At 71.5% G+C, this 22,055-nt stretch carries 25 protein-coding genes; 8 read left to right on the top strand and 17 right to left on the bottom strand.

The genetic code is table 11. From position 1 onward, the window contains the following. Window positions 1-22: 22 nt before the first annotated feature. From ACFUJ1_RS02660 to ACFUJ1_RS02650, 3 genes are read right to left on the bottom strand one after another with little or no spacing between them, the layout of a single operon-like run. Complete coding sequence (locus ACFUJ1_RS02660) at window positions 23-1,711, bottom strand: nitric oxide reductase activation protein NorD (protein ID WP_378641695.1); 1,689 nt, start codon at window positions 1,709-1,711, stop codon at window positions 23-25. Next, window positions 1,708-2,517, bottom strand: a complete 810-nt coding sequence (locus ACFUJ1_RS02655; protein ID WP_378641693.1) for a CbbQ/NirQ/NorQ/GpvN family protein — start codon at window positions 2,515-2,517, stop codon at window positions 1,708-1,710. The genes ACFUJ1_RS02660 and ACFUJ1_RS02655 overlap by 4 nt, the downstream gene beginning before the upstream one ends. Before the next feature lies 1 nt (window position 2,518). Next, complete coding sequence (locus ACFUJ1_RS02650) at window positions 2,519-3,691, bottom strand: spirocyclase AveC family protein (RefSeq protein WP_378641692.1); 1,173 nt, start codon at window positions 3,689-3,691, stop codon at window positions 2,519-2,521. A gap of 98 nt (window positions 3,692-3,789) precedes the next feature. On the opposite strand from ACFUJ1_RS02650, the gene ACFUJ1_RS02645 reads away from it, so the two are divergent. Next, the gene (locus ACFUJ1_RS02645; protein WP_378641690.1) at window positions 3,790-4,389 is read left to right on the top strand and encodes a TetR/AcrR family transcriptional regulator; all 600 of its coding nucleotides are present in this window, start codon (window positions 3,790-3,792) and stop codon (window positions 4,387-4,389) included. A 3-nt stretch (window positions 4,390-4,392) separates the two neighbouring features. Here the strand turns inward: ACFUJ1_RS02645 and ACFUJ1_RS02640 are convergent, their stop codons facing one another. The 11 genes from ACFUJ1_RS02640 to ACFUJ1_RS02590 are packed head-to-tail and all read right to left on the bottom strand — an operon-like array spanning window position 4,393 to window position 13,809. After that, window positions 4,393-5,562 (bottom strand): acyl-CoA dehydrogenase family protein, encoded by a 1,170-nt coding sequence (locus tag ACFUJ1_RS02640; protein WP_378641688.1) that lies wholly within the window; start codon window positions 5,560-5,562, stop codon window positions 4,393-4,395. Window positions 5,563-5,572: 10 nt separating this feature from the next. Further along, window positions 5,573-7,117: an aldehyde dehydrogenase gene (locus ACFUJ1_RS02635; RefSeq protein ID WP_378641686.1), complete on the bottom strand. Its 1,545-nt coding sequence runs from the start codon at window positions 7,115-7,117 to the stop codon at window positions 5,573-5,575. Between the two features lies 1 nt (window position 7,118). Further along, window positions 7,119-7,436: a hypothetical protein gene (locus tag ACFUJ1_RS02630; protein WP_378641685.1), complete on the bottom strand. Its 318-nt coding sequence runs from the start codon at window positions 7,434-7,436 to the stop codon at window positions 7,119-7,121. 11 nt (window positions 7,437-7,447) lie between these two features. Continuing rightward, on the bottom strand, window positions 7,448-8,689 hold the full coding sequence (locus ACFUJ1_RS02625) for an amidohydrolase family protein (RefSeq protein WP_378641683.1): 1,242 nt from the start codon (window positions 8,687-8,689) through the stop codon (window positions 7,448-7,450). Then, window positions 8,686-9,018 carry a hypothetical protein gene (locus ACFUJ1_RS02620; RefSeq protein ID WP_233017697.1) on the bottom strand — a complete coding sequence of 111 codons (333 nt, stop codon included), beginning with the start codon at window positions 9,016-9,018 and terminating at the stop codon, window positions 8,686-8,688. Before ACFUJ1_RS02620 ends, ACFUJ1_RS02625 begins: the two co-directional genes overlap by 4 nt. Next, complete coding sequence (locus ACFUJ1_RS02615) at window positions 9,015-10,277, bottom strand: SRPBCC family protein (RefSeq protein ID WP_378641681.1); 1,263 nt, start codon at window positions 10,275-10,277, stop codon at window positions 9,015-9,017. The genes ACFUJ1_RS02620 and ACFUJ1_RS02615 overlap by 4 nt, the downstream gene beginning before the upstream one ends. A gap of 11 nt (window positions 10,278-10,288) precedes the next feature. Next, on the bottom strand, window positions 10,289-11,131 hold the full coding sequence (locus ACFUJ1_RS02610) for a TauD/TfdA dioxygenase family protein (RefSeq protein WP_378641679.1): 843 nt from the start codon (window positions 11,129-11,131) through the stop codon (window positions 10,289-10,291). Between the two features lie 12 nt (window positions 11,132-11,143). Then, window positions 11,144-11,473: a hypothetical protein gene (locus tag ACFUJ1_RS02605; RefSeq protein ID WP_378641677.1), complete on the bottom strand. Its 330-nt coding sequence runs from the start codon at window positions 11,471-11,473 to the stop codon at window positions 11,144-11,146. Continuing rightward, window positions 11,473-12,738, bottom strand: a complete 1,266-nt coding sequence (locus tag ACFUJ1_RS02600; protein ID WP_378641675.1) for an SRPBCC family protein — start codon at window positions 12,736-12,738, stop codon at window positions 11,473-11,475. Before ACFUJ1_RS02600 ends, ACFUJ1_RS02605 begins: the two co-directional genes overlap by 1 nt. Window positions 12,739-12,758: 20 nt before the next feature. Further along, window positions 12,759-13,508, bottom strand: a complete 750-nt coding sequence (locus ACFUJ1_RS02595) for an SDR family NAD(P)-dependent oxidoreductase (RefSeq protein ID WP_378641673.1) — start codon at window positions 13,506-13,508, stop codon at window positions 12,759-12,761. 10 nt (window positions 13,509-13,518) lie between these two features. After that, entirely contained in the window at window positions 13,519-13,809 is a 291-nt protein-coding gene (locus ACFUJ1_RS02590; RefSeq protein WP_378641671.1) for a 2Fe-2S iron-sulfur cluster-binding protein, read from the bottom strand. A gap of 107 nt (window positions 13,810-13,916) precedes the next feature. Between ACFUJ1_RS02590 and ACFUJ1_RS02585 the strand changes: the two genes are divergently transcribed. Continuing rightward, window positions 13,917-14,537, top strand: a complete 621-nt coding sequence (locus ACFUJ1_RS02585) for a TetR/AcrR family transcriptional regulator (protein ID WP_378641669.1) — start codon at window positions 13,917-13,919, stop codon at window positions 14,535-14,537. 4 nt (window positions 14,538-14,541) lie between these two features. Beyond that, the gene (locus ACFUJ1_RS02580) at window positions 14,542-15,159 is read left to right on the top strand and encodes a carboxymuconolactone decarboxylase family protein (RefSeq protein WP_378641667.1); all 618 of its coding nucleotides are present in this window, start codon (window positions 14,542-14,544) and stop codon (window positions 15,157-15,159) included. On the opposite strand, the gene ACFUJ1_RS02575 is transcribed toward ACFUJ1_RS02580, so the two are convergent. Continuing rightward, the gene (locus tag ACFUJ1_RS02575; RefSeq protein WP_378641665.1) at window positions 15,160-15,537 is read right to left on the bottom strand and encodes a group 1 truncated hemoglobin; all 378 of its coding nucleotides are present in this window, start codon (window positions 15,535-15,537) and stop codon (window positions 15,160-15,162) included. 89 nt (window positions 15,538-15,626) lie between these two features. Between ACFUJ1_RS02575 and ACFUJ1_RS02570 the strand changes: the two genes are divergently transcribed. After that, on the top strand, window positions 15,627-17,525 hold the full coding sequence (locus tag ACFUJ1_RS02570; protein ID WP_378641664.1) for an AMP-dependent synthetase/ligase: 1,899 nt from the start codon (window positions 15,627-15,629) through the stop codon (window positions 17,523-17,525). Here ACFUJ1_RS02570 and ACFUJ1_RS02565 read toward each other — a convergent pair whose 3' ends face one another. Further along, window positions 17,526-17,690, bottom strand: coding sequence for a hypothetical protein (locus tag ACFUJ1_RS02565; RefSeq protein WP_378641662.1), 165 nt, complete (start codon window positions 17,688-17,690; stop codon window positions 17,526-17,528). Between the two features lie 155 nt (window positions 17,691-17,845). Further along, window positions 17,846-18,754, bottom strand: a complete 909-nt coding sequence (locus ACFUJ1_RS02560) for a LysR family transcriptional regulator (RefSeq protein WP_378641660.1) — start codon at window positions 18,752-18,754, stop codon at window positions 17,846-17,848. Window positions 18,755-18,872: 118 nt separating this feature from the next. On the opposite strand from ACFUJ1_RS02560, the gene ACFUJ1_RS02555 reads away from it, so the two are divergent. From ACFUJ1_RS02555 to ACFUJ1_RS02540, 4 genes are read left to right on the top strand one after another with little or no spacing between them, the layout of a single operon-like run. After that, a complete protein-coding gene (locus ACFUJ1_RS02555; RefSeq protein ID WP_378641907.1) occupies window positions 18,873-19,601 on the top strand; it encodes an amino acid ABC transporter ATP-binding protein in 729 nt (242 codons plus the stop codon). Window positions 19,602-19,633: 32 nt separating this feature from the next. Then, on the top strand, window positions 19,634-20,569 hold the full coding sequence (locus tag ACFUJ1_RS02550) for a glutamate ABC transporter substrate-binding protein (RefSeq protein ID WP_378641658.1): 936 nt from the start codon (window positions 19,634-19,636) through the stop codon (window positions 20,567-20,569). Between the two features lies 1 nt (window position 20,570). Continuing rightward, a complete protein-coding gene (locus ACFUJ1_RS02545) occupies window positions 20,571-21,200 on the top strand; it encodes an amino acid ABC transporter permease (RefSeq protein WP_378641656.1) in 630 nt (209 codons plus the stop codon). After that, entirely contained in the window at window positions 21,197-22,039 is an 843-nt protein-coding gene (locus ACFUJ1_RS02540; RefSeq protein ID WP_378641654.1) for an amino acid ABC transporter permease, read from the top strand. Before ACFUJ1_RS02545 ends, ACFUJ1_RS02540 begins: the two co-directional genes overlap by 4 nt. Window positions 22,040-22,055: the final 16 nt, after the last annotated feature.

Below are 22,055 nucleotides of genomic sequence, written 5' to 3'. Positions count from 1 at the left end.
GGCCTCCCTTGTCGGTGGTCGGTCAGCGGGAGACGGCGAGTTCGCGCAGCGCGGAAAGAAACAGCTCGTCCATGCGCGGGCTGAGCTCGCCCAGGGTGGTCGCACTGGCGTGCCCCGCCGAGCCGAAGACCCGCGCGAGGGCGTCGTCGGTGGTCGTGGCGCCGATGGTCAGGCAGAGGCAGGCTACGCCGTCGGCGCGCAGCTCCTCGAGTGCCTTGTGCGCGTCGGCTTCGGCGTAGCGGCCCTCGTACCCCTCGTCGTAGGGGTGGCCGTCGGAGAGCACCACCAGCAGCCGGTTCTGGGTGCCCGCTTGATTTTTCAGGATGTCGCCCGCGCCGCGGATGCCCGCTCCGAGGCGGGTGTAGCTCGCGGGCTGGAGCTGGTTGAGCCTGGCCCGCCCGGCCGCGCCGAAGCGCTGGTCGAAGGTCTTGATCGCGGGCAGGTGCACGGCGTGGCGGCCCTGGGAGCGGAAGGCGTAGACGGCGACCCGGTCGCCGAGCTCCTCCAGCGTGTGCGCCATGGTGGCGGCCGCGCGGCGCTGGTGGTCGTGCACCGCGAGGCCGTCGGTGTCGGTGTCGGTGGCCGAGCCGGAGGCGTCGAGCAGGATCAGCACCCCGAGGTTGCGCTCCAGTTTGCGGCGCTCGAGGTAGATGTTCTCCGCGGGGGAGTGGCCGGAGCGCAGGTCGACGACGAGGTCGATCAGCGCCTCGAGGTCGAGCTCGTCGCCATCGGGGCGGCTGCGCAGCACCTTCGGGCCGAGCCCGATCCGGGAGAGGCGGCGGCGCAGGACGTCGTCGTCGGCGACGCCCGCGGCGGCGATGTCGGCGTCGACGGTCAGCGGGAAGTCGAGCACCCGGCACCAGTCCGGTTTGTAGCGCTGACCGTGCACGTCCCACTCCGGGTGCAGCGCGCCGCCGATCCCGAGCGCCGCACCGGGTTTCCCGTCGTCGGTGAACTGGATCCTGGTGGGCAGTGGTTGCGCGTTCGCGCCGACCCGCTGCACCTTGCGCACCGCGCGCACCTGCATCTCCGCTCCTGCCGGGCCGTCGCCGGCCGAGCGGGAGTTGCCGAAGAGCTTGCGCAGCTGGTCGGAGAGGGCGCGGGAGTTGAAGAGCGGGTTCTCGAAGAGCTTCAGGATCTTGCTGCCGCCGACCTGGTCGCCGCCGTCGTCGTCGTCCTCCTCGCCCTCGGGCATGTCGATCGGGTCGAATTCGAGGCGCAGCTCCTTGGCGGTGGCCTTCCCGCCCGCTCCCGGCTGCTTGGTCAGCAGCTTGGCGGGTTTGATGACTCCGAACCACGCGGGCGGGTCGGGCACCGGCGCTCGGCCGGTCGCCAGCGCGAGCGACTCCTCGGCCGTCGCGGTGCGCGGCGGGTCGTACGAGCCGGGCACGGCCGTCTCGGAGAGCACGGCGCCGAGTCCGGCCAGCACCCGGCTGCCCTCCAGTGCCAGGTAGCGCCGTGCCGCCGCGGGACGTGCCCGCAGTGCGCGCACGAGGTGACCGTCCAGGCTGCCCGCGCCGAGCAGAGCCGCCTGCAGCAGCATCTCCCGGCGTTGCCCGGCGGCGGAGCCGTCGGCCGAGACGTAGACGGCGCTGCCGGTGGTGTGGGCGCTCTCGCCCGCCGGTGCCCGCGCGACGTCGACCGCCCGGCCTGCGACGTAGGTCGCCAGCAGCCGGAGGTGGCCGACGTCGCCGGCCTGCGCGACGGTCATGACCGGGGCAGCACGGCGTCGGCGAGCTCGCCGAGCGCCCGCACCACGTCCGCGTCGTCGGAGAGCGTCCGCACCACGGCCGACTGCACGGCGGCGCGCAGCGGCAGCCCCTCGGCGACCAGCCCGCCGGCCAGGATCAGCAGCCGGGTGGAGGCCGCCTCGCGCAGCGGCGACCCGTCGATGCGGCGGATGGCCTGGCCGAGCCGCACCAGCGTGGCCGCCGTCGCGGCGTCGATCCCCGCCTCGTAGGCGACCACGTCGGTCTCGATCTCGGCGGGCGGGAAGTCCAGCTCGATGGCGACGAAGCGCTGCCTGGTCGACTCCTTGAGGCTCTTCAGGACGCTCTGGTAGCCGGGGTTGTAGGAGATCACCAGCTGGAAGCCGGGGGCGGCGGGGACGCTGGTGCCGAGCCGGTCGATCGGGAGTTCGCGCCGGTGGTCGGCGAGCGGATGGATCACGACGGTCGTGTCCTGGCGAGCCTCCACCACCTCGTCCAGGTAGAAGATCGCGCCCGAGCGCACCGCGCGGGTCAGCGGGCCGTCGACCCAGACCGTCTCCCCGCCCTGCAGCAGGAACCGGCCGACCAGGTCGGCCGCGGTCATGTCCTCGTGCCCGGCGGCGGTGATCAGCTCGCGGCCCAGCTCGTGCGCCATGGCCTCGACGAAGCGGGTCTTGCCGCAGCCGGTCGGGCCCTTGAGCAGGACCGGGGAGCCGCGGCGCGCGGCGGCACGGAAGACCTCGGCCTCGTCGCCGACCGAGCGGTAGAACGGGGCGCGGGTGATACGCGGTTCGGTGGTCAGGGTCATGTCAGTTACCTCGCTCGTGGGGGACGATCTTCGGCAGCTCGACGCCGTCGGGGAGGACGAGCCTGCCGTCGGGGTCGATGTAGGCGGTGTCCCGGCCGGGGATGGGCAGCGCCGGGTCGGGGCAGAGCCTGCCGGTGCCGTCGCCGCAGACGCCCATGTCGAAGTAGGAGCGCTTCTGGATGTCCTCCGGCCACGGGTCGGCGTTCATCGCGAACCACTGCGCGGGCAGGTTGTAGCAGACGAAGAAGAAGATGCTGCACGCCGCGAAGATGGCGAGGAACCTGGTGCCCTGCTGCCGGACGAAGCCGCCGCCGGTGCGCTCCAGCCCGCGCTCGACGAAGGTGCGGCCGCGGTCGTCGGTGAAGTAGCGCAGCGCGCACAGCCCCGCCTGCACCCCGCCCCACATGAGCCCCTCGTAGATCGGCCACTGGTAGTAGGTGCCCGCGTTGATCGAGAGCGACTGGATGGCGCCGGGGTAGGTGAAGAGCCCCATCGGCATCAGGAACAGCCCCTCGATGACCAGGTCGAAGAAGAACGTCCAGGCGATCAGGATGCCGATCAGCCCGTAGTTGTTGATGCTCGGCCACTTCTTCTTCGCCTGCCGCATGATGAAGCAGCCGAGGATGGTGCAGAGCAGCACGCCGTAGGAGTAGCCCGCCGCGTTCATCAGCAGCGGCTCGGCCATCATGGCGCCCGGCTCGGCGTAGGAGCGCCAGCCGGGGATCTCCGCGACCCAGGAGCCGCGGTTGAACATCCAGGTGTTGTAGGTGCTCCAGGTGTTGAAGTAGTTGAGCAGCGGATCCTGGAAGAACAGCAGCCCGCAGGCGACCAGGAGCATGCCGTCCAGGGTGATCCGGCGCTCGCGGCGCCACGGCCGGACGATGAACCACCAGACGCCGACCGGCCAGCCGGCCAGGATGACGGTGGTCCAGGTGCCGAGGATGATCTTCATCCAGGTCGGCGGGTCGCTCGGCCCGGTCGGTACCCGCTCGAAGTGCGGCCCGATGGCCCAGCTCGCCCAGATATAGATTTGGAAGGCGAGGATCAGCCCGCCGATGATCGCCCAGATCACCACCGGTCTCGACGCGGACGGTCCTTTCGACCCCAGATCCGCTGTCGCGCCGACGGATTCGGTGACAGTGGTGGGTTTCTTGTTCTCTGCCGGTGCGCTCATCGCAGGACCCCTAGTTCGGTGACTCAGCAGTTCTCAAGATACCAATGAGTATCTGGATAGGGGAAGGGTTTCTGAGATCCGATGGCATACTCGCTGCTATGGCGGAACGATGGACCAGGGAGCGGCGGCTCGAGCACACGCGCGGTCTGCTGCTGGAGGCCGCCCAGGAGGTCTTCGCCGAGAAGGGCTTCACCGCCGCGACCCTCGACGACATCGCCTACGCCGCCGGATACACGAAAGGCGCCATCTACAAGCACTTCTCGACCAAGGAGGAGCTCTTCCTCGCGGTCAACGAGTGGTACTGGCAGCGCTACTTCGACACCTTCACCGAGGTGGTGTCGGCCGCCAAGGTCGGCGCGCACGAGCTGGACCGGATCGCGGAGCTCTGGCAGCGGCTCAGCGACGACCGGGGCGCCGAGCACGCCGCGCTCGGCATGGAGTTCACGCTGTACCTGCTGCGGAATCCGGAGGCGAGGGAGCGGGTGGCGGCCAGGCGGGAGCAGGTGGTCGAGGCGCTGGCCCGCTTCATCACCGAGGGGATGGCTCAGGTCGGCGCGACCCTCTCCATCCCGCCGCTGACCTTCGCGCGGATTCTGGTGCACACCACCGACTCGGTGGTGCTCGGCACCAAGCTCGACGACATCGACCTCCATCGGCCCGTGCTGGAGATGTACATGTCGGTGATCAAGCTGCCCTGAGCGTCAGCTCCGGGGCAGCCCGAGCACGCGCTGGGCGATGATGGTGCGCTGGATCTCCGAGGTGCCGCCCGCGATGGTGTGCGCGAAGGTCCTGGTGTAGCGCTCGAACCAGCCGCTCGCGAAGTGGCCGATGGTGTGCGCGCCCGGTGGGGCGCTGAGCGCGGGGTGGATCAGGCCGTCGGCGCCCATGCTGGACAGGGCCTGCTCGGTGCCGGCCTGCACCGCCTCGGAGCCCAGCACCTTGAGCACGGAGAGCGCGGCGACGTCCGGTTCGCCGCGGGCGGCGCGGGCGAGGGCGGCGGAGCCGAGGAGTTTCAGGGCGTGCAGGTCCATGACGCTGGTGGCGTAGGCGTCGCGGTCGTGCTCGGTGTGCGGGGTGAAGTCGCGGATGAGGTCGGCGAGGCGGTCGGCGTGGCTGAGCCACAGTAGGTTTCGCTCGTGGCCGAGGGAGCCGTTGGCGACGGTCCAGCCACCGTTCTCCGGGCCGATCCGGTTCGCGGCGGGAACGCGGACGCCCTCGAAGTAGACCTCGTTGAAGTCCAGGTCGTCGGGGGCGCAGATCGAGGGGAACGGGCGGCGGGTGACGCCGGGGGTGTCGGTCGGGATCAGCAGCACGCTGATGCCCTTGTGCTTGGGTGCGGTGGGATCGGTGCGGACGAAGGTCAGCAGGACGTCGGCATCGTGCGCGCCGGAGGTCCAGACCTTCTGCCCGTCCACCACGTACTCGTCGCCCTCGCGGACCGCCCTCGTGCGCAGCCCGGCCAGGTCCGAGCCCGCGCCCGGCTCGCTCATGCCGAGCGACGCGGTCAACTCCGCCCGCAGGATCGGCACCGCCCACCGGTGCTTCTGCTCCTCGGTGCCGAACGAGAGCAGCGAGGCGGCGATGATGCCGACGCCCTGGGGATTGAACGAATGGTAGATCCGCCGCTTGGACAGCTCCTCGAGGTGCACGTACTGCTGCAGCACCGAGGCGTTGCGGCCGCCGAACTCCGGCGGGTTGGCCGGCAGCAGCCAGCCGTTGTCGAAGAGCAGCCGCTGCCAGCGCCGCGCCCACTCGGGGACATCCGCACTGGATTTCGAGCGCTGCTCCGGCGCCTGGGGCAGGTTCGCGTCCAGGAAGGCCGCGAACTCGGCGCGGAAGGTCTCCACCTCGGGGCCGAACGACAACTGCACAGCGTCTCCTCTAGATTCCCGACACGGATTTGGTGGTGAGGTAGCCGGCCAGCCCCTCGCGGCCGAACTCGCGGCCGATCCCGCTGGCCTTGACGCCGCCGAAGGGGGCAACCGGATCCATGCTGTAGGCGGCATTGATCCCGACGGTGCCGCTGCGGATCCGGCGCGCCACCGCCAGCGCCCGCCGCGGGTCGGCCGACCAGACCGAGCCGGAGAGGCCGTACTCGGTGGCGTCGGCCAGCGCGACGGCGTCGTCGTCGCCGTCGTGCGCGAGGACGGTGATCACCGGGCCGAAGATCTCCTCGGTCGCGATCCGCATTCCGGGCTCGACCTCGGTGAACAGCGTGGGCCGGACGTACCAGCCGCGCTCGCAGCCGGGCGGCGCGCCCACCCCGCCGACCACCGCCTTCGCGCCCTCGCGGAGCCCCGTCTCCAGGTAGCCGTGCACGCGGTCGCGCTGCCTGGCCGAGACCAGAGGGCCGATGTCGGTGGCCTCGTCGGCCGGGTCGCCGACGCGCAGCTTCCAGACCATCTCGCTCAGCGCCTCGACGTGCTCGCGGTAGCGGTGGCTCGGCACCAGGATCCGGGTCTGCGCGACGCAGGCCTGGCCGCCGTTCATCAGCGCGGCCACCTGGGCGCCGGTGGCGACCTGCTCGGGGTCGGCGTCGTCGAGCACCACCGCGGCCGATTTGCCGCCCAGCTCCAGGCTCACCGTGCGCAGTGCGGGGGCGCAGGCCGCGGCCACCCTTCTGCCCGCCGCGGTGGAGCCGGTGAACGACACCTTGTCCACGCCGGGGTGCGCCACCAGGTGGGCGCCGAGTTCGCCGTCGCCGGGCAGGATGGAGACGACGCCGGGCGGAATCCGGCTGTCCGACAGCAGCTCCGCCATGAGGTAGGCGTCGAGCGGGGTCTCCGGTGACGGCTTGAGGACGACGCTGCACCCCGCGAGCAGCGCCGGGATCAGCTTGGCCACGGTGAGGAAGACCGGCATGTTCCACGGGACGATGGCGGCGACCACCCCGACCGGCTCGTGCGTGACCAGTACGTTCGCGCCGAGGTAGCCGGGGCGGGTCTCCTCCCACGGGAAGGTCGCCGCCACGTCGGCCAGGGCGCGCATCAGCACGCCGGGCAGTTTCGCGTGCGCGGAGCGGGCGAAGCGGGCAGGCGCGCCCATCTCGGCGGTGACCAGGCCGGCCAGCTCCGCTTCGCGGGCGGTGTAGCGGTCGGCCAGGTCGCGGATCGCCGCGACCCGCTCGTCGACCGGGGTGCGCCGCCACGCGCCGTGGTCGAAGGCGTCGCGGGCCGCGAGCACCGCGGCGTCGACATCGGCCGTCCCCGGCGCGGCGAGCCGGGCGATCACCTCCTCGGTGTGCGGGGAGATGACCTCGATCACGCGGTCACCGGTCGGCGGCCGCCAGCGCCCGCCGATGTACAGCCGATCGTGGAAGCCGCCGGCATCCTGCTGATCGGAGCGCCGGGCGGGCACCGGCTGCCCTGAGTGCTGCGGCTGCGCGAACCGCTCGGGGTGTACGGGCTGCGGCGGTGGCACGGCCATCTCAGGGCCGGTAGGAGGCGATGTCGCGGAGCAGCCGGACGGTCGGCGGCGGGTCGGTGCGCAGCCCCACCGGCGGCGACATCTGCCCGGAGCGCGACGCGGCCCCGAGCCCGGCGCGCACGGCGTCCAGATCGTCGGCCTCGATCTCGTAGAGCGCGACGAAACTGTCCTCACCGGCCACGGCGAGCCTGCGCGCGGCGACCACCCCGTCCAGCTTGCACATCTCGGCCAGGTGCGTGTTCTCGTACCAGTCGTGGTAGGCGGCGGCCTCGGCCGCGGACCTGGGGCTGGACTCGACGAAGAGGATTCCGGTCGGCATGGTGACTCCTGTCAGGCGGTGGTGTTCTTGTGCACCACGCCGCCCTTCATGACGAAGGCGACGTGCTGGGTGCGGGTGATGTCGGTGGTGGGGTCGCCGGGAACGGCGATGATGTCGGCGAGCAGCCCGGGTTCGAGCCGCCCGCGGTCGGTGACGCCGAGCAGCTCGGCGCTCACCACGGTGGCCGCGCGCAGCGCCTGCGCGGGGGTCATGCCGCGGTCGACCAGCGCCCACAGCTCCTTGGCGTTGTCGCCGTGCGGGACGGCGGGCGCGTCGGTGCCGCAGGCGATCTTCACCCCGGCCGCGATCGCCTTCCCCAGCATCCGCCTGGCCTGCGGGAAGACCACGGCGGCCTTCTCCTGCAGGGCCTGCGGCGCCTTCGACACGTCGAGCCCCTCGGAGAGGTAGCTGGTCGGCACCAGGTAGGTGCCGTGCTCGACCATCATGGCGATGGTGTCGTCGCTGGCCAGCGAGCCGTGCTCGATGCAGTCGACCCCGGCGCGGATGCAGGCGCGGATCCCGGCGTCGCCGTGCGCGTGCGCGGCCACGTGCAGCCCGGCCCGGTGCGCCTCGTCCACGATGGCGGCCAGCTCCTCGTCCGAGTACTGCTGGATGCCGGGCGCGGTGCTGTGCGACATCACCCCGCCCGAGGCGGAGACCTTGATCAGCTGCGCGCCGTACTTGATCTGGTAGCGCACCGCGTGCCGCACCTGGTCGACGCCGTTGGCGATCCCCTCCTCCACCGCCAGCGGCATGATGTGCGGGGCGAGGCGCTGGAACATGGTGGGGTCCAGGTGCCCGCCGGTGGGGGTGATGGCGTGGCCCGCGGAGTGGATGCGCGGACCGGGGAACCAGCCCTGCTCGATGGCGCGATGCAGGTCGACATCGAGCAGGTAGCCGCCGGTCTTCACCATCAGCCCCAGATTGCGGACCGTGGTGAACCCGGCCTCCAGCGTGATCCGCGCGTTCACGGTGGCGCGCAGCGTGCGGTAGACCGGGTCGTCCTGCACGCCGTGCATGGGCAGCGGCAGCCCGGTCGGGGTCTCCGGGCCGCCGATGAGCAGGTTGATCTCCATGTCCATCAACCCGGGCAGCAGCGTCACGTCGCCGAGGTCGTGCAGCACCGCGCCGTCCGGGACGACGTCGGGGTCCACCGCCGCGATGTGTTCGCCGTCCACCACGAGCACGGCGGGCGAGTGCAGCTCCCCGGTGTCCACGTCCAGCCACCTGGCGGCGCGCAGGACGACCGTCACGAGCGCGGCTCCAGCACGCAGTGCAGCGCGGCCGCACCGGAATCCGGCACCCTCGGCTGGCTCCACACCTCGACCGGGAAGGAGACCATGATCATCGAGTGCAGCAGCCACATCAGCCTGCGGGCATCGTCGGGCAGGTCGTCCAGGGTGTACCGGTCCAGGTAGGTCAGGGCGGCCTCGGAGCGCGGGGTGATCGCGTCGTAGAAGCCCTGCATCTCCGGCATCGAACTGGCCATCCGGCGGTCGTAGCGCTCGGGTTCGGTGGCCAGGGACCAGGTTTCGGCCCACGGCTCCAGGTCGGCGAACTCGGCGGGGAGCAGCGCGCTCATCGGACCGCCTCGCTCCGGTACTCGCCGACCCACTCGCCTGCCACCTTGTGCAGGTGCCGCAGCAGGATCTCCTGATCGTTGAGCGGGAAGCGCCGCACCGCACGGGATTCCAGCGAGATCTGGGTGGCCTCCAGGGTGTTGGAGTCCTGCAGCGCGTACTCCTTGAAGGTCACCGCCGCCATCTCCAGCGCCACCCGCTCACGCGGGGTCTTCGCCGGGACGAAGTACAGGTTGCCCTCGAAGATGTGCCGGTTGTAGGCCGTCGGCCAGTAGTGGTAGGTCAGGTACCAGCCCGCGGACCAGATCAGGATGGTGAAGTTCGGGAAGAGCTGGAACGAATCCAGCCCCCACGGATCGCACTTCGCCGGGTTCAGCCCGCTCGGCATCTCGCCCAGCTCCGGCTGCTGCCACGGGCCGAAGAGCCCGCTGCGGGTGATGTCCTCCATCGGCTTGCGCATGCTCGGGTCGAGCTCCCACGTCACCACGCCCGAGGTGCTGACCAGCCGGTGCGGCCCCTCCAGCTGATAGTGCGGCGCCTCGAAACCGGCCGTCTGAGCAGCGGTGGCGTAGTTGTCCGGGGACTGGCTCGCGTGCAGTACCGGTGCGTGGTAGAACTCCTGGAACGCGTCCATGTAGAGCTTCCAGTTCGCGCCGACCTCGGCCCGGTAGGTGAAGCGATCGGTCATCCGGTCGAAGGGGTAGCCCTCCAGGTCGGTGACCATCGGGCCGAGAAATTCGCGCAGCGTCTGCGCCGGTTCGGCGGCGAGATTGACGAAGATGAACCCGGACCAGACCTCGCAGTGCACCGGCGCCAGCCCGTAGGCGCTCTTGTCCAGATCGAAGAACTCGCCCTCCTGCTGGACGAAGTTCAAGCCGCCGTCCAGGCCGTACCGCCAGCCGTGGTACTTACAGGTGAACTGGCGGCAGGTGCCCGCGGTCTCCTCACGCGGGAATTCGTTCCACACCAGCTTGTTCCCGCGGTGGCGGCAGACATTGTGGAAGGCGCGGACCTGCTTCTCCCGGTCCCGCACGATGATCACCGAGCTGCGCGCGGCGTCGATCTCCTTGGTGTAGTAGCTGCCCACCTTCGGCAGCTGCTCCACCCGGCCGACATTGAGCCAGGCCCGCTCGAAGATCGCCTTGCGCTCCAGCTCGTAGAACTCGGGGGAGATGGAGTCCTCGTAGGACATGGGGTCGGTACCGAGGTCCGGGTAGTGCTCGGTCCAGCTGCCCTCGGGGGGCTTGGGCCAACGCGGCATGGTCGTACTCCTCACTGAATGGGTTCGTCGCCGAGCACGGTGGTGCGCAACATCTCGCGCGGCGACCCGGCGTCGTAGGGGGCGGCCCGGTGGATGACGCCGCGGTTGTCCCAGATCACGGTGTCGCCGACGGTCCACTCGTGCCGGTACACCCGCTCCGGCGTCGTGCTGCGAGCCAGCAACCCGTCGAGCAGGGTCCGGCTCTGCTCGGCGTCCAGCCCGACCACCTCGCCCGCCGAGGCGCCGAGCACCAGCGAGCGCCGCCCGGAGCGGTGCGTCCAGACGATCGGGTGCTCGCGCACCGGCCGCCGCCGCCAGGCCGCGAGCTGCTCCGGAGTCGGGTCGGGGGTGAGCCTGCGCTGCGAGGCCTCCAGCGAGTGCACCACCCGCAGCCCGGCCAGGTACCGCTGCTCGGCGGGGTCGAGATCGTCGTAGGCCGAGTAGGTGCTGGCGAATTCGGTCTCGCCGCCGGACTCGGCCACCGCCTTGGCGGAGAGCATGGTCGCCATCTGCGGGTAGGCGTCGTCCTCCGGGGTGCAGCCGTCGATGTGCCAGTCGAAGGTGGCCCGCAGGTAGCTCGCCGAGGAGTTCTTGGCGGTGTCCAGGCTGACCCGGTAGATGCCGTCGACCGGGTGGTGGCCGGGGGAGGTGTCGATCGGGCCGAGCGTGCGGCAGAACTCGACCTGGGTCTCCGGGTCCAGGTGCAGGCCGCGGAAGACCAGCACCCCGTTGTCCTCCAGCGCCTGCCGGATCGCGGCGGGCACGCCGGGGTCACCGAGCAACCGCTCCGGGGTGAGCCCGGTGATCTCGGCGCCGACCTCGCGGCCCAGCTTCTCGACGGTGAGTGTGGTCATGGTGGTCTCCGTTCAGGGGGTCGGCTCGCCGACCCGGTCGAGATAGGCGTCGGCGCTGTCCACCGGGGCGGGCTGGGCGAAGATCTCCACCGCCATCGCGGCCTGGACCAGCGAGTACACGAGGTACAGCAGGTTCAGCGCGTCGTCGGGCAGGTCGTCGAGCGGGAACTTGTCGCAGTAGACGATGGCGTCGTCCAGCCGCGGGAAGAAGGCGTCGTAGAAGTCGGTCAGCTCGGCCATGGTGCCTGCCAGGCGCCTGTTCCAGCGCTCGGACTCGGTGGGCAGGCACCAGATCGGCGCGAAGCGCTCGAACTCGGCGAAGGCCGCGGGCAGCATCGGCATCAGCGCGCCGCCGCCCCGTGGAAGGCGCCGACCCAGTCCGCGACGGCCCGGTGGAAGTGGCGCACCAGGATCTCCTGGTCGTTCACCGGGTAGTCGGTGATCCCCGCGGTGCGGTACGCCTGCTCCAGCGCGGTCTGGGTGCCGGTGAGCATGCCCGCGTCCTGCAGCGCGAACTCCTTGAACACCACCGAGGAGACCTCGTGCTCGACCCGTTTGCGCACCGAGTCGGCCGGCTGGTAGCAGAGCGTGGCCTCGAACGTGTGCGTGTTGTGCGAGGTGGGCCAGTAGCGGTAGATCAGGTACCAGCCGCGGTAGAAGAGGATCTCGACGTTCGGGAAGATCTGGAAGTTGTCGATGCCCCACGGCTCGATGCGGCCCGGGTTGATGCCGGGCGGCAGCTCCCCGATGTCCGGCGACTCCCACGGCCCCACCAGGCCGCTGCGGGTGACCCGCTCGATCGGGTACATGAACTCCGGCGGCAGCGTCCAGCGGCGGGCGCCGCCGGTGCTCACCATCCGGTGCGGGCCGTCCAATTGGTAATGGGCGCAGGTGAATCCGGAGTCCGGCTGGCGCACCGCGCCCGGCACCTGCTGCGAGTGCAGCCCCGGAACGTGGTAGTACTCCTGGAAGGCGTCGGCGAAGAGCTTCCAGTTGCTCGCGTTCTCCGCCTTGAAGTCGTAGCGCTCGGTCATCCGGTCGAACGGGTAGTCCGCCAGCGCGCCGACCATGGGGCCGAGGAACTCGGTGAGCGTCTGCGGCGGCTCCGGCGCCAGGTTGACGTAGACGAACCCGGCCCAGATCTCGCAGTGCACCGGCACCAGCCCGAACTCGCCCTTGTCCAGCCCGAAGAACTCGCCCTCCTGCTGCACGAAGTTCAAGCCGCCGTCCAGGCCGTAGCGCCAGCCGTGGTACTTGCAGGTGAACTGGCGGCAGGTGCCGGAGACCTCCTCGCGCGGGAACTCGCTCCACACCAGCTTGTTACCGCGGTGCCGGCAGACATTGTGGAACGCCCGCACCTCCTGGTCCCGCCCGCGCACCACCAGGATCGAGGTGCGCGCGATGGCGATCTCCTTGGTGAAGTAGCTGCCGACGCGCGGCAGCTGCTCCACCCGGCCGATATTGAGCCAGGCGCGTTCGAAGATCGCGGTGCGCTCGAGTTCGTAGAACTCCGGGGAGACCGAGTCCTCGAAGGACATCGGCCCGGTCCCCAGGTCCGGGTAGTGCTCGGTCCAGCTGCCCGCCGCGGGCTTGGGCCAATCGGTCATCGCGGTACTCCTTCGTCGGGTCAGATGACGGTGCCGCCGTTGACACCGACGACCTGGCCGGTGATGTAGCGGGCATCGTCGGAGCAGAGGAACGCACAGGCCGCGGCGATGTCGTCGCCGGTGCCGAGGAAGCCGACCGGGATCGCGTTCGCCATGGTGGCGCTGTCCGGCAGATGGCCCGCGGCCTGCGAGGAGCGCGACATCGGGGTGTCGATCCCGGACGGCGGAATGGTGTTCACCGTGATGCCGCGCGCGGCGTACTCGCGCGCCAGCCCCTTGGTCATGGCGATCACCGCGCCCTTCGAGGCGGTGTAGTGCACCATGCCCGGCGAGCCGCGCTGCGCGCTGGAGGAGGAGATCGTGACGATCCGGCCCCAGCTCCGGGCCAGCATGTCCGGCAGCACCGCCTGCACGCAGTGGAACGTGCCGGTGAGGTTCACCGCGAGCACCCGGTTCCAGGACTCGAGCGAGATCTCGGTGAAGGGCTGGAAGGCGACCAGCCCGGCGCTGGTGACCAGGACGTCGATCGGGCCGTAGGTCGCGCGGGTCGCGGCCACCGCGGCGTCGACCGCGGCGCGGTCGGTGACGTCGGCGGCGAAACCCGTTGCGGTGTCGCCCTTGTCGCGGATCTCGGCGGCGGCGCGCTCGGCGCCCGCGCCGTCCAGGTCCAGGATCGCCACCCGGTCGCCGCGGGCGGCGAGGCGCTGCGCGATGGCCAGCCCCATGCCGGAGGCGCCGCCGGTGACGACGGCGGTGTGGGATGAGGGCATCGGTTGGCTCCTAATCGTCGTAGTCGACCCGCAGCAGCGGGGTCGTCGGCACGGCCTGGCAGGTGAGCACCCAGCCCTCGGCCACCTCGTCCTCGGTCAGCGCGTCGTTGACGCGCATGACCGCGCTGCCCTCCGTCACCCGCGCGATGCAGGTGGCGCAGTTGCCCATCTCGCAGGAGGAGGGCGGATTCAGCCCGAGGATGCGGGCGATCTGCAGCACCGTGTTGCCGTCCCGGTGCTCGCCGGTGGCGGTGCGCCTGCCGCAGCGGACGGTGACCGTGGCCGGTGGGTCGGATGCCATGGCGTCCTCCGATCGGCGAGAGAGTTTGAGCACCCGGTTAAATTGATCGGGTGGTTAAAGTTATAGGGTGGGCTCGATCCCGATGTCAAGGGCCGATGGAGGTGGTGATGAAGACCGAGCGGGCGAGCAGGGCCGATGGCGCGGCCACCCGGGTCGCGCTGCTGGACGCGGCCGAGCAGATCATGCTCGACGAGGGCTACGCGGCGGTGAGTTCGCGGCGCCTCGCCGCGCGGGCCGGGGTGAACCCGGGGCTGGTGTACTACTACTACGACACCATGGACAACCTCTTCGTCGAGCTGTTCCGGCGCGGCGCCGAGCGCAGCTACCAGCACCAGCGCGAGGTGTTCGAGGACGCGCAGCCGCTGTGGGGGCTCTGGGAGGCCGTGCACGGGCAGTCGCAGACCGCGCTCACCATGGAGTTCATCTCGATGGCCGTGCATCGCAGGACGATCCGCGCCGAGATCGCGGAGTCCTCCCGGCGCTTCCGCGAGCTGCAGCTCGAGGAGGTCGGGCGGATCCTGGCCGGCTACCGCGACGTGCCGCCGCCGTGGACGGCGACCACGGTGGTCATGCTCATGTCGAGCGTCTCCCGGCTGCTGCGGATGGAGGAGTTCTTCGACATCGACACCGGGCACGCCGAGACGGTGGCGGTGATCGAGGAGTTCCTGCGCACGGTCGAGGGGGACCGGGTGAAGCTTCCCGCGGACCGGCCCCTCCCGCTACGCTGAGCGGGTGCACAGCGAGCCACGGCTGCCCCCGCTGCCGATCGAGAAGTGGGACGACGACGCCCGCGAACTGTTCCGCGGGCGGGTCGGCATGGCCGATCGCTACCTCTCCGGCGCCCCGGATGCCCCACCGTTGCCGAACATCCTCGGCGTGCTCGGCCACCACCCCGAGCTCGCCGCCGCCTGGCTCGGCTACAACGGGCTGCTGCTCGAGCGCGGCACGCTCGATCCGCGCGCCCGCGAGCTGCTGATCCTGCGCGTGGCCTGGCGCACCGGCTGCCGCTACGAGTGGGAGCAGCACGTGCGAATCGCGCTGCGGCACGGCCTTTCCCCCGAGGAGGTGGCCGCCGTGCGGCACGGCCCGGACGCGGCACTCTGGCCGCGCGGGGAGAGCCTGCTGCTGCGCGCCGCCGACGAGCTGCTCGCCGAGCACCGGGTCGGCGACGACACCTGGCGCGAACTCGCCGCGCACCGCAGCGCCGCCGAGTTGCTGGAGCTGCTCTTCGTGGCCGGCTCCTACCTCTGCCTCGCCCTCGTCGCCAACAGCGCCGACCTGCGCTCCGACCCCGCCGCCGAGCCGCTGCCCGCCGGGCTGGAGTTCGACGGGCCGGAGTTCGACGGCTGATCAGCCCGAGGTGATGTCGCCCGCGAGCGGCGCGACCGCGGCGATGATCTCCTCGGTCAGTTCCCGCGGCACCCCGGCGTCGGTGAGCGCGTCCGCGAGGTAGCCGGCCACCAGCCCGAAGTGGGCGAGCGTGATGCCGCGCCCCCGGTGCACCTGCTTCATCGGCGCGCCGGTGTACGGGTCGGGGCCGCCCAGCGCGGTGGCGAAGAACTCGACCTGCCTGCCGCGCAGCCGGTTCAGGTTCACACCGGTGAAGAAGCCGGCCAGCCGCTCGTCGGCGAGAACCAGGACATAGAAGTCGGCGACGACTGCCTCGAGTGCCTCGTAGCCGCCGATCCGGTCGAAGATGTTGTCGGGAGATCCGATGGAAGCTGGCATGAGAACATGCTCCGATCACGAAGAACAGGCCGAAAATCTGGGTAATAAGTTACCGTTGATTCTGCCTCGACGTCGAGAGTGGAGAACTGATGTACCCGAGCCGCTTCCCGTTCGTCAGCTTTCCGCACTGCTCGGGCAGGCACGTGTCGACGCTGCCGCAGGCCTTCCAGGCCACCGCCGCGCTGCGCCCGGACGCGGTCGCGCTGCGCGGGCTCGACCCGGCCCGCAGCTACACCTGGGCGCAGTACCGCGCGGCCGTGCGCGCGATCGCGGGCGGGCTGGCCGCGCTGCGGGTGGCGCGCGGCGAGACGATCGCGCTGCTGCTCGCGAACCGCCCGGAGTTCCACCTGGTCGACACCGCCGCGCTGCACCTGGGCGCGGTGCCGTTCTCGCTCTACAACACCGCGGCGCCGGAGCAGATCGCCGAGGTCTGCGGCAATGCGGGCAACCGCGTCGTGATCACCGAGCGCGCGCTGCTGCCCCGGCTGACCCGCACCGGCCTGCACTTCGCCGCCGTCGTCTGCGTCGACGAACCGGGGCCGGGCGCGATCTCACTGGCACAGCTGATCGAGAACGCCGACCCGGACTTCGACTTCGAGCCCCGCTGGCAGCAGGTGCGCCCGGACGACCTGGCCACCCTCACCTACACCGCGGGCACCACCGGCTCACCCAAGGGCGTCGAGCTGACGCACTCCAACATCCTGGCCCAGCTGGTCGCGCTCGGCGAGCACCTGCCCGCCGACTTCGACGACCGCATCGTCTCCTACCTGCCCGCCGCGCACATCGCCGACCGGATCACCGCGCACTACGCGGGCATGACCCGCGGCATCCAGGTGACCTCGCTGGCCGACCCGGCCCGGATGGGCGAGGTGCTGACCGAGGTGCGGCCCACCGTGCTCTTCGGCGTGCCCCGGGTGTGGCAGAAGGCGCGGGCCGGGATCGAGAGCGCCATCGAGGCCGAGCCGCGCCGGGCGAAGCGCGCGGTGGCCGGGTGGGCGGTGCGCACCGGCAGCGCGCACGCCAGGGTCGAGCTGGCAGGCGGGCGGCCGGGTCCGGTGCTGCGGCTGCGGCAGCGGATCGCGGACCGGCTGGTGCTGCGCAGGATTCGCGCCGGGATCGGGCTCGACCACATCCGCTTCGCGGCCTCCGGCGCGGCGCCCATCCCGGCGGAGGTGCTGGCGTACTTCCACGGCCTCGGCGTCCGGCTCACCGAGGTATGGGGGCTCTCCGAGGCGGCCGGGGTCACCACGACGACCACCGCCGACAACCCCGGGCTCGGCACCGTCGGCGCGCCGCTGCACGGAGCCGAGGTGCGGCTGGCCGCCGACGGCGAGCTGCTGGTGCGCGGCCCGATGGTGATGCGCGGCTACCACCGCGACCCGGACCGCACCCGCCGCGCCTTCTACCGCGGCGACTGGCTGCGCACCGGCGACCTCGGCGAGCGCGACGAGGCGGGCAACTACCGCATCGTCGGCCGCCGCAGCGACATGATCATCAACGACTCCGGCAAGAACATCGCGCCGTCCCGGATCGAGAACGCGGTGCGCGCGGCCTCGTTCCTGGTCGGCAACGTGGTGGTCTTCGGCGAGCAGCAGCCCTTCCTGACCGCGCTGATCACCCTGGACACCACCGCCATCGCCGCGGACGCCGCGAGCAACGGGGTGGTGGCGGCCGACGTCGCGATCCTGGCCGGGCGCCCCGCCATCCGGCAGCGGATCACCGAGGCGGTGCGCGAGGGCAATGCCAGGGTGTCGCGGCCGGAGCAGATCAAGCGCTTCGTGCTGCTCGACCACGTCTGGGAGCCGGGCAGCCCCGAGCTCACCCCGAAGCTCACCGTGCGCCGCGACGTGGTGGCGAAGCGCTACGCCGAGCTGCTGGAATCGCTCTACGCCGAGGCGCCGGACCGGCACCTGGTGACCGAGGTCCCCGCCCCGGCCGAGCCGCGCCCGCGACGCTCCGGCATCCGGCGGCTGCCGCGCTCGGCGTGACTACCCCTCCGGCGTGTCCCTGGCGCGCGCCCAGCGCAGCCGGTGGCTGGCCGCCGGCTCCGGATCCGGTTGCGCGGCCGTGGGTTCGGTGTCGTATCCGGGGTGGTCGCCGCAGGGGTCGACGCGGCCGACCAGGATCATCGGAATCTCCAGTGCTGTGCTCATCGCGTTCAGCACAACACATTTCGAGCCGCCCCGGGACGGGCTTCGCAGCCTTCGCAGCAAATCCTTTTGTCGCGCCGACTGGTCGGTCCGAACTGTGCAAATGCACTTACATCCGAAATCCGGCAATTTCCTGGCGATGAGCGGTGGGTGCCCGCTCAGGCGGCGGTGCCGAGGCCGAGCCCCCGCGCGGCGGAGCCGAGCGCGGCGAGCAGCGCGGCGACCGGGGCCGAGCGCAGCAGGTCCGGCCAGAGCAGGACCGAGATGCCGCGGGTCGGCCAGTCGCGCAGCGGGCGGACGACCACGCCGGGGTGGGTCTGCGTGGCGACGCCGAGCTCGTTGATGATCGCCACCCCGATCCGATGGGCGACCAGGGAGAGGATGGTGAGCTGGTCGTCGGAGGTGGCCGCGATCCGCGGGGTGAAACCGGCGCGGCCGCAGGCGAGCAGGAAGCGGGTGCGGACCCGCTCCAGGATCCAGGATTCCCCCGCCAGCTCGCCGATCGAGACCGAGGGCTGCCCGGCGGCCGGGTGGCCGGCGGGCAGCAGGACGCAGCGCTGGTCGGTGAGCAGCGGGATGCGCTTCAGCCTCGGGTCCGGCGGGTTCTCGGCGTCGTCCAGGTCGCAGACCACCGCGAGGTCCACCTCGCCGCCGAGAACCAGCCGGTGCGAGTCGGCGCACTCCGTCTGCGTCAGCACGACTTCCAGCTCGGGGTGGGTGCGCCGCAGCTCGGCCAGCGCGGCGGGGACCAGCCCGACGCAGCCGCTCTGGAAGGCGGAGAGCCGCACCTGCCCGCCGCCGGTGGAGACCAGCGAGCTCAGCTCGTCCTGCGCGGTGCGCAGCACGGCGAGCATCGTCTCGGCGTGCCTGGCCAGCGCCGCTCCGACCGGGGTCAGCCGGACGCCGCGGCCGTAGCGGGTGGTGAGCGGGGCGCCGACGGCGCGCTCCAGGGTGCGCATCTGGTAGCTGACGGCGGGCTGGGTGTAGCCGAGCGCCTCGGCGGCCGCGGTGAAGGTGCCGGTGCGGGCCACCTCGGCCAGCACCTGGAGCTGGCGGGGGTCGTACATCGCCCCAGGGTAGGCAGACCCATAAACGAAATCCAGATTTCTACCGGGAAATCTTCATTGGACCTATGGGTCGCGGCTCGTCATTCTCATATCCATGACCCAAATCGCTTCGGTCCCAATGCTTCAGCTCTCCGGGGTGCGCAAGTCCTTCGGCGGCGCCCCGGTGCTGCGGGACGTGGATCTCGAGCTGCGCGCGGGTGAGGTCGTCGTGCTGCTCGGCGCCTCCGGCTCGGGCAAGTCGACGCTGCTGCGCTGCGTGAACCGGCTGGAGACGGTGGACGCGGGGGAGATCACCCTGGACGGCGTCCCGATGCCGGTCGAGGGGCGCGCGCTGGCCCGGATGCGGGCCAGGGTCGGCATGGTCTTCCAGTCCTTCAACCTCTTCGGGCACCGGACCGCCCTGGAGAACATCACCCTCGCGCCGACCCGGGTGCTCGGGGTGCCGAAGGAGCGGGCCGCGGAGCGGGCGCGGGAGCTGCTCGCCCGGGTCGGGCTGGCCGACAAGGCCGATGCCTACCCGGCGCAGCTCTCCGGCGGCCAGCAGCAGCGGGTGGCGATCGCCCGCGCGCTGGCCATGGAGCCGCGGCTGCTGCTCTTCGACGAGCCGACCTCCGCGCTCGACCCCGAGATGATCACCGAGGTCCTCGACGTGATGACCGAGCTGGCCGCCGACGGCATGACCATGCTCGTCGTCACGCACGAGATGGGGTTCGCCCGGCGCGCCGCCGACCGCGTGGTCTTCCTCGACGCCGGGAGCATCGCCGAGACCGCGCCGCCGGAGCAGTTCTTCGCCGCCCCGAGCACCGAGCGGGCCCGCGACTTCCTCGCCAAAGTCCTGGCGCACTGACCGATTTCGCACTGGGAGAAAGAGAGCACCCCATGAGCACATCCCTCCGGACCCGCGGGCTGGCGGCCACCGCCGTCGCCGCGGCGGCCGCCCTGCTGCTGAGCGCCTGCGGCGACTCGTCCCTGCCCGCGGCGAGCGGCACCGACGCCGATGCCTACCAGCAGGTCATCGCGAACGCGCCGGTCGCCGCGGCGGCCGACATCCCGGCCGGGTCGCTGATGGCGGCCATCAGGGACCGCGGCGAACTGGTCCAGGGCGGCACCGACACCGCCGCCATCTTCTCGCTCACCGACCCGGCGACCGGGAAGACCACCGGCTTCGACGCCGGGCTCGCCGCCATGCTGGCCAAGTACATCACCGGCAAGCCCGCGGTGAAGCTGGTGCAGGTGCAGGTCGGCAGCCGCGAGGCGCTGCTGCAGAGCAACGCGGTGGACGCCGTGATCGCCACCTACACCATCACCCCGCAGCGCGCCGAGAAGGTCGGCTTCGCCGGGCCGTACTACTCCTCCGGCAACGCCATCCTGGTGCGCCGCGGCGACACCGAGATCACCGAGGTCGGGCACCTGAACGACCGCACCGTCTGCACCCAGACCAGCTCCACCGCCGCGCAGAACATCGCGAAGTTCGCGCCGTCCGCGCGGATCGTGCTCTTCGACACCAACGCCCAGTGCGTGCAGGCGGTGCAGCAGGGCCGGGCCGACGCCTACGTGATCGACCAGGCGCTGCTGCTCGGCAGCGCCTACCGCGAGCCGGACAAGGTCAAGGTGGTCGGCGAGCCGTTCACCGCCGAGCCCTACGGCATCGGCACGCCGCCGAACCACCCGGAGATGAAGACCTTCGTCAACGACTGGCTGCGCAAGATCCAGGCCGACGGCTCCTGGGCCGCGCTCTGGCGGGCCACCGTCGGCACCACCGTGGAGGGCGAGGTGCCCGCCCCGCCCGCCATCGGCTCGGTTCCGGGCAGCTGACATGACCTTCCTGTCGCTGGAGGCGGCGCTGCAGCGCACGCTCCTGCTGATCGTGCTGACCTACGCCGGGGCGCTGGTGCTCGGGGTGCTGCTGGCAGTCTGCCGGATCTCCCCGGTGCCGCCGCTGCGCGCCGCGGCCACCGCCTACGTGACGGTCTTCCGCAATATCCCGCTGCTGGTGCTGCTCGTGCTCTTCACCTTCGGGCTGCCGGACGTGGGGCTGCTCGTCCCGCTGTTCTACAACGCGGCGCTGGCGATGGCGCTGTACTGGGCGGCCTTCGTCTGCGAGGTGGTGCGCAGCGGGGTGCGGACGGTGCCGCGCGGGCAGCTGGAGGCGGCCCGCGCGCTCGGCCTCGGCTTCGGCCAGTGCCTGACCCAGGTGGTGCTGCCGCAGGCGCTGCGCTCCATGGTGCAGCCGCTGGCGAACATCTTCATCGGCTCGGCGCTGGCCACCGCGCTGGCCGCCGCGGTCGGCGTCGCCGAGCTGACCTTCTGGTACCAGCAGCAGGCCAACCTCGCCGGGGCGCCGCTCACCGCCTTCGCGGTGGTCAGCGCGCTCTACATCGCGGTCACGCTGACCGCGGGGCTCGCCGCGGGCAGGCTGGAACGAAAGGTGGCGATCCACCGATGACGCTGCTCGAACGCACGCACCGGCCGAAGCCTGCCCGCGCGCCGCGCCCGCGCACCGAGGAGGTGCTCTTCGACCAGCCGGGGCCGCGCGCCCGCCGCCGGATCCGGATCGCGACCGCGCTCTCCCTGGTGCCGCTCACCGCGCTCGCCGTCTTCGTGGTGCAGCGCTTCGCCGCGCACGGCCAGCTCGACGCCGACCAGTGGCGGCCCTACCTGACCTGGCCGATCATCCACTACCTGCTGGTCGGCGCCGGGAACACGCTGCTGGTCACCGCGGTGGCGGCGCTGCTCGCCTTCCCGCTCGGCGGCGCGCTCGCGCTGCTGCGCATGAGCCGGGCGGCCACGCCCCGGTGGCTCGCCCGCGGCTACATCGAGCTGCTGCGCGCGGTGCCGCTGCTCCTGCTGCTCTACCTGTTCCTCTTCGGCCTGCCCCGGCTCGGGATCGCGCTGCCGACCTTCTGGCAGCTGGTGGTTCCGATCGTGCTGACGCACGCGGCGGTGATCGCCGAGCTGGTCCGGGCCGGGGTGCTCGCGCTCGACCGCGGCCAGGGCGAGGCGGCGCAGAGCCTCGGGCTGAGCCACTGGCAGGCCATGCGCGACGTCGTCGCCCCGCAGGCGCTGCGGCGGCTGACCCCGGCCCTGGTCAGTCAGCTGGTGCGGCTGCTCAAGGACTCGACGCTCGGCTACGTCGTCAGCTTCCTGGAACTGCTGCACCGGGTGCGCGTGCTCGGCGAGTACAACCACACCGTGCTCTCCGCCTACCTGGTGGCCGCGGCGGCCTTCGTCCTGGTCAACGCCGCGCTCTCGAAGATCGCGGACCGGCTCGAACAGCAGCGCTGATCCCCGTCCCGAACCG

The sequence above is a fragment of the Nocardia sp. NPDC057227 genome (assembly GCF_042669725.1).
Taxonomy (GTDB): Bacteria; Actinomycetota; Actinomycetes; order Mycobacteriales; family Mycobacteriaceae; genus Nocardia; species Nocardia asteroides_A.
This window is presented reverse-complemented; position numbering and strand designations above follow the sequence as displayed.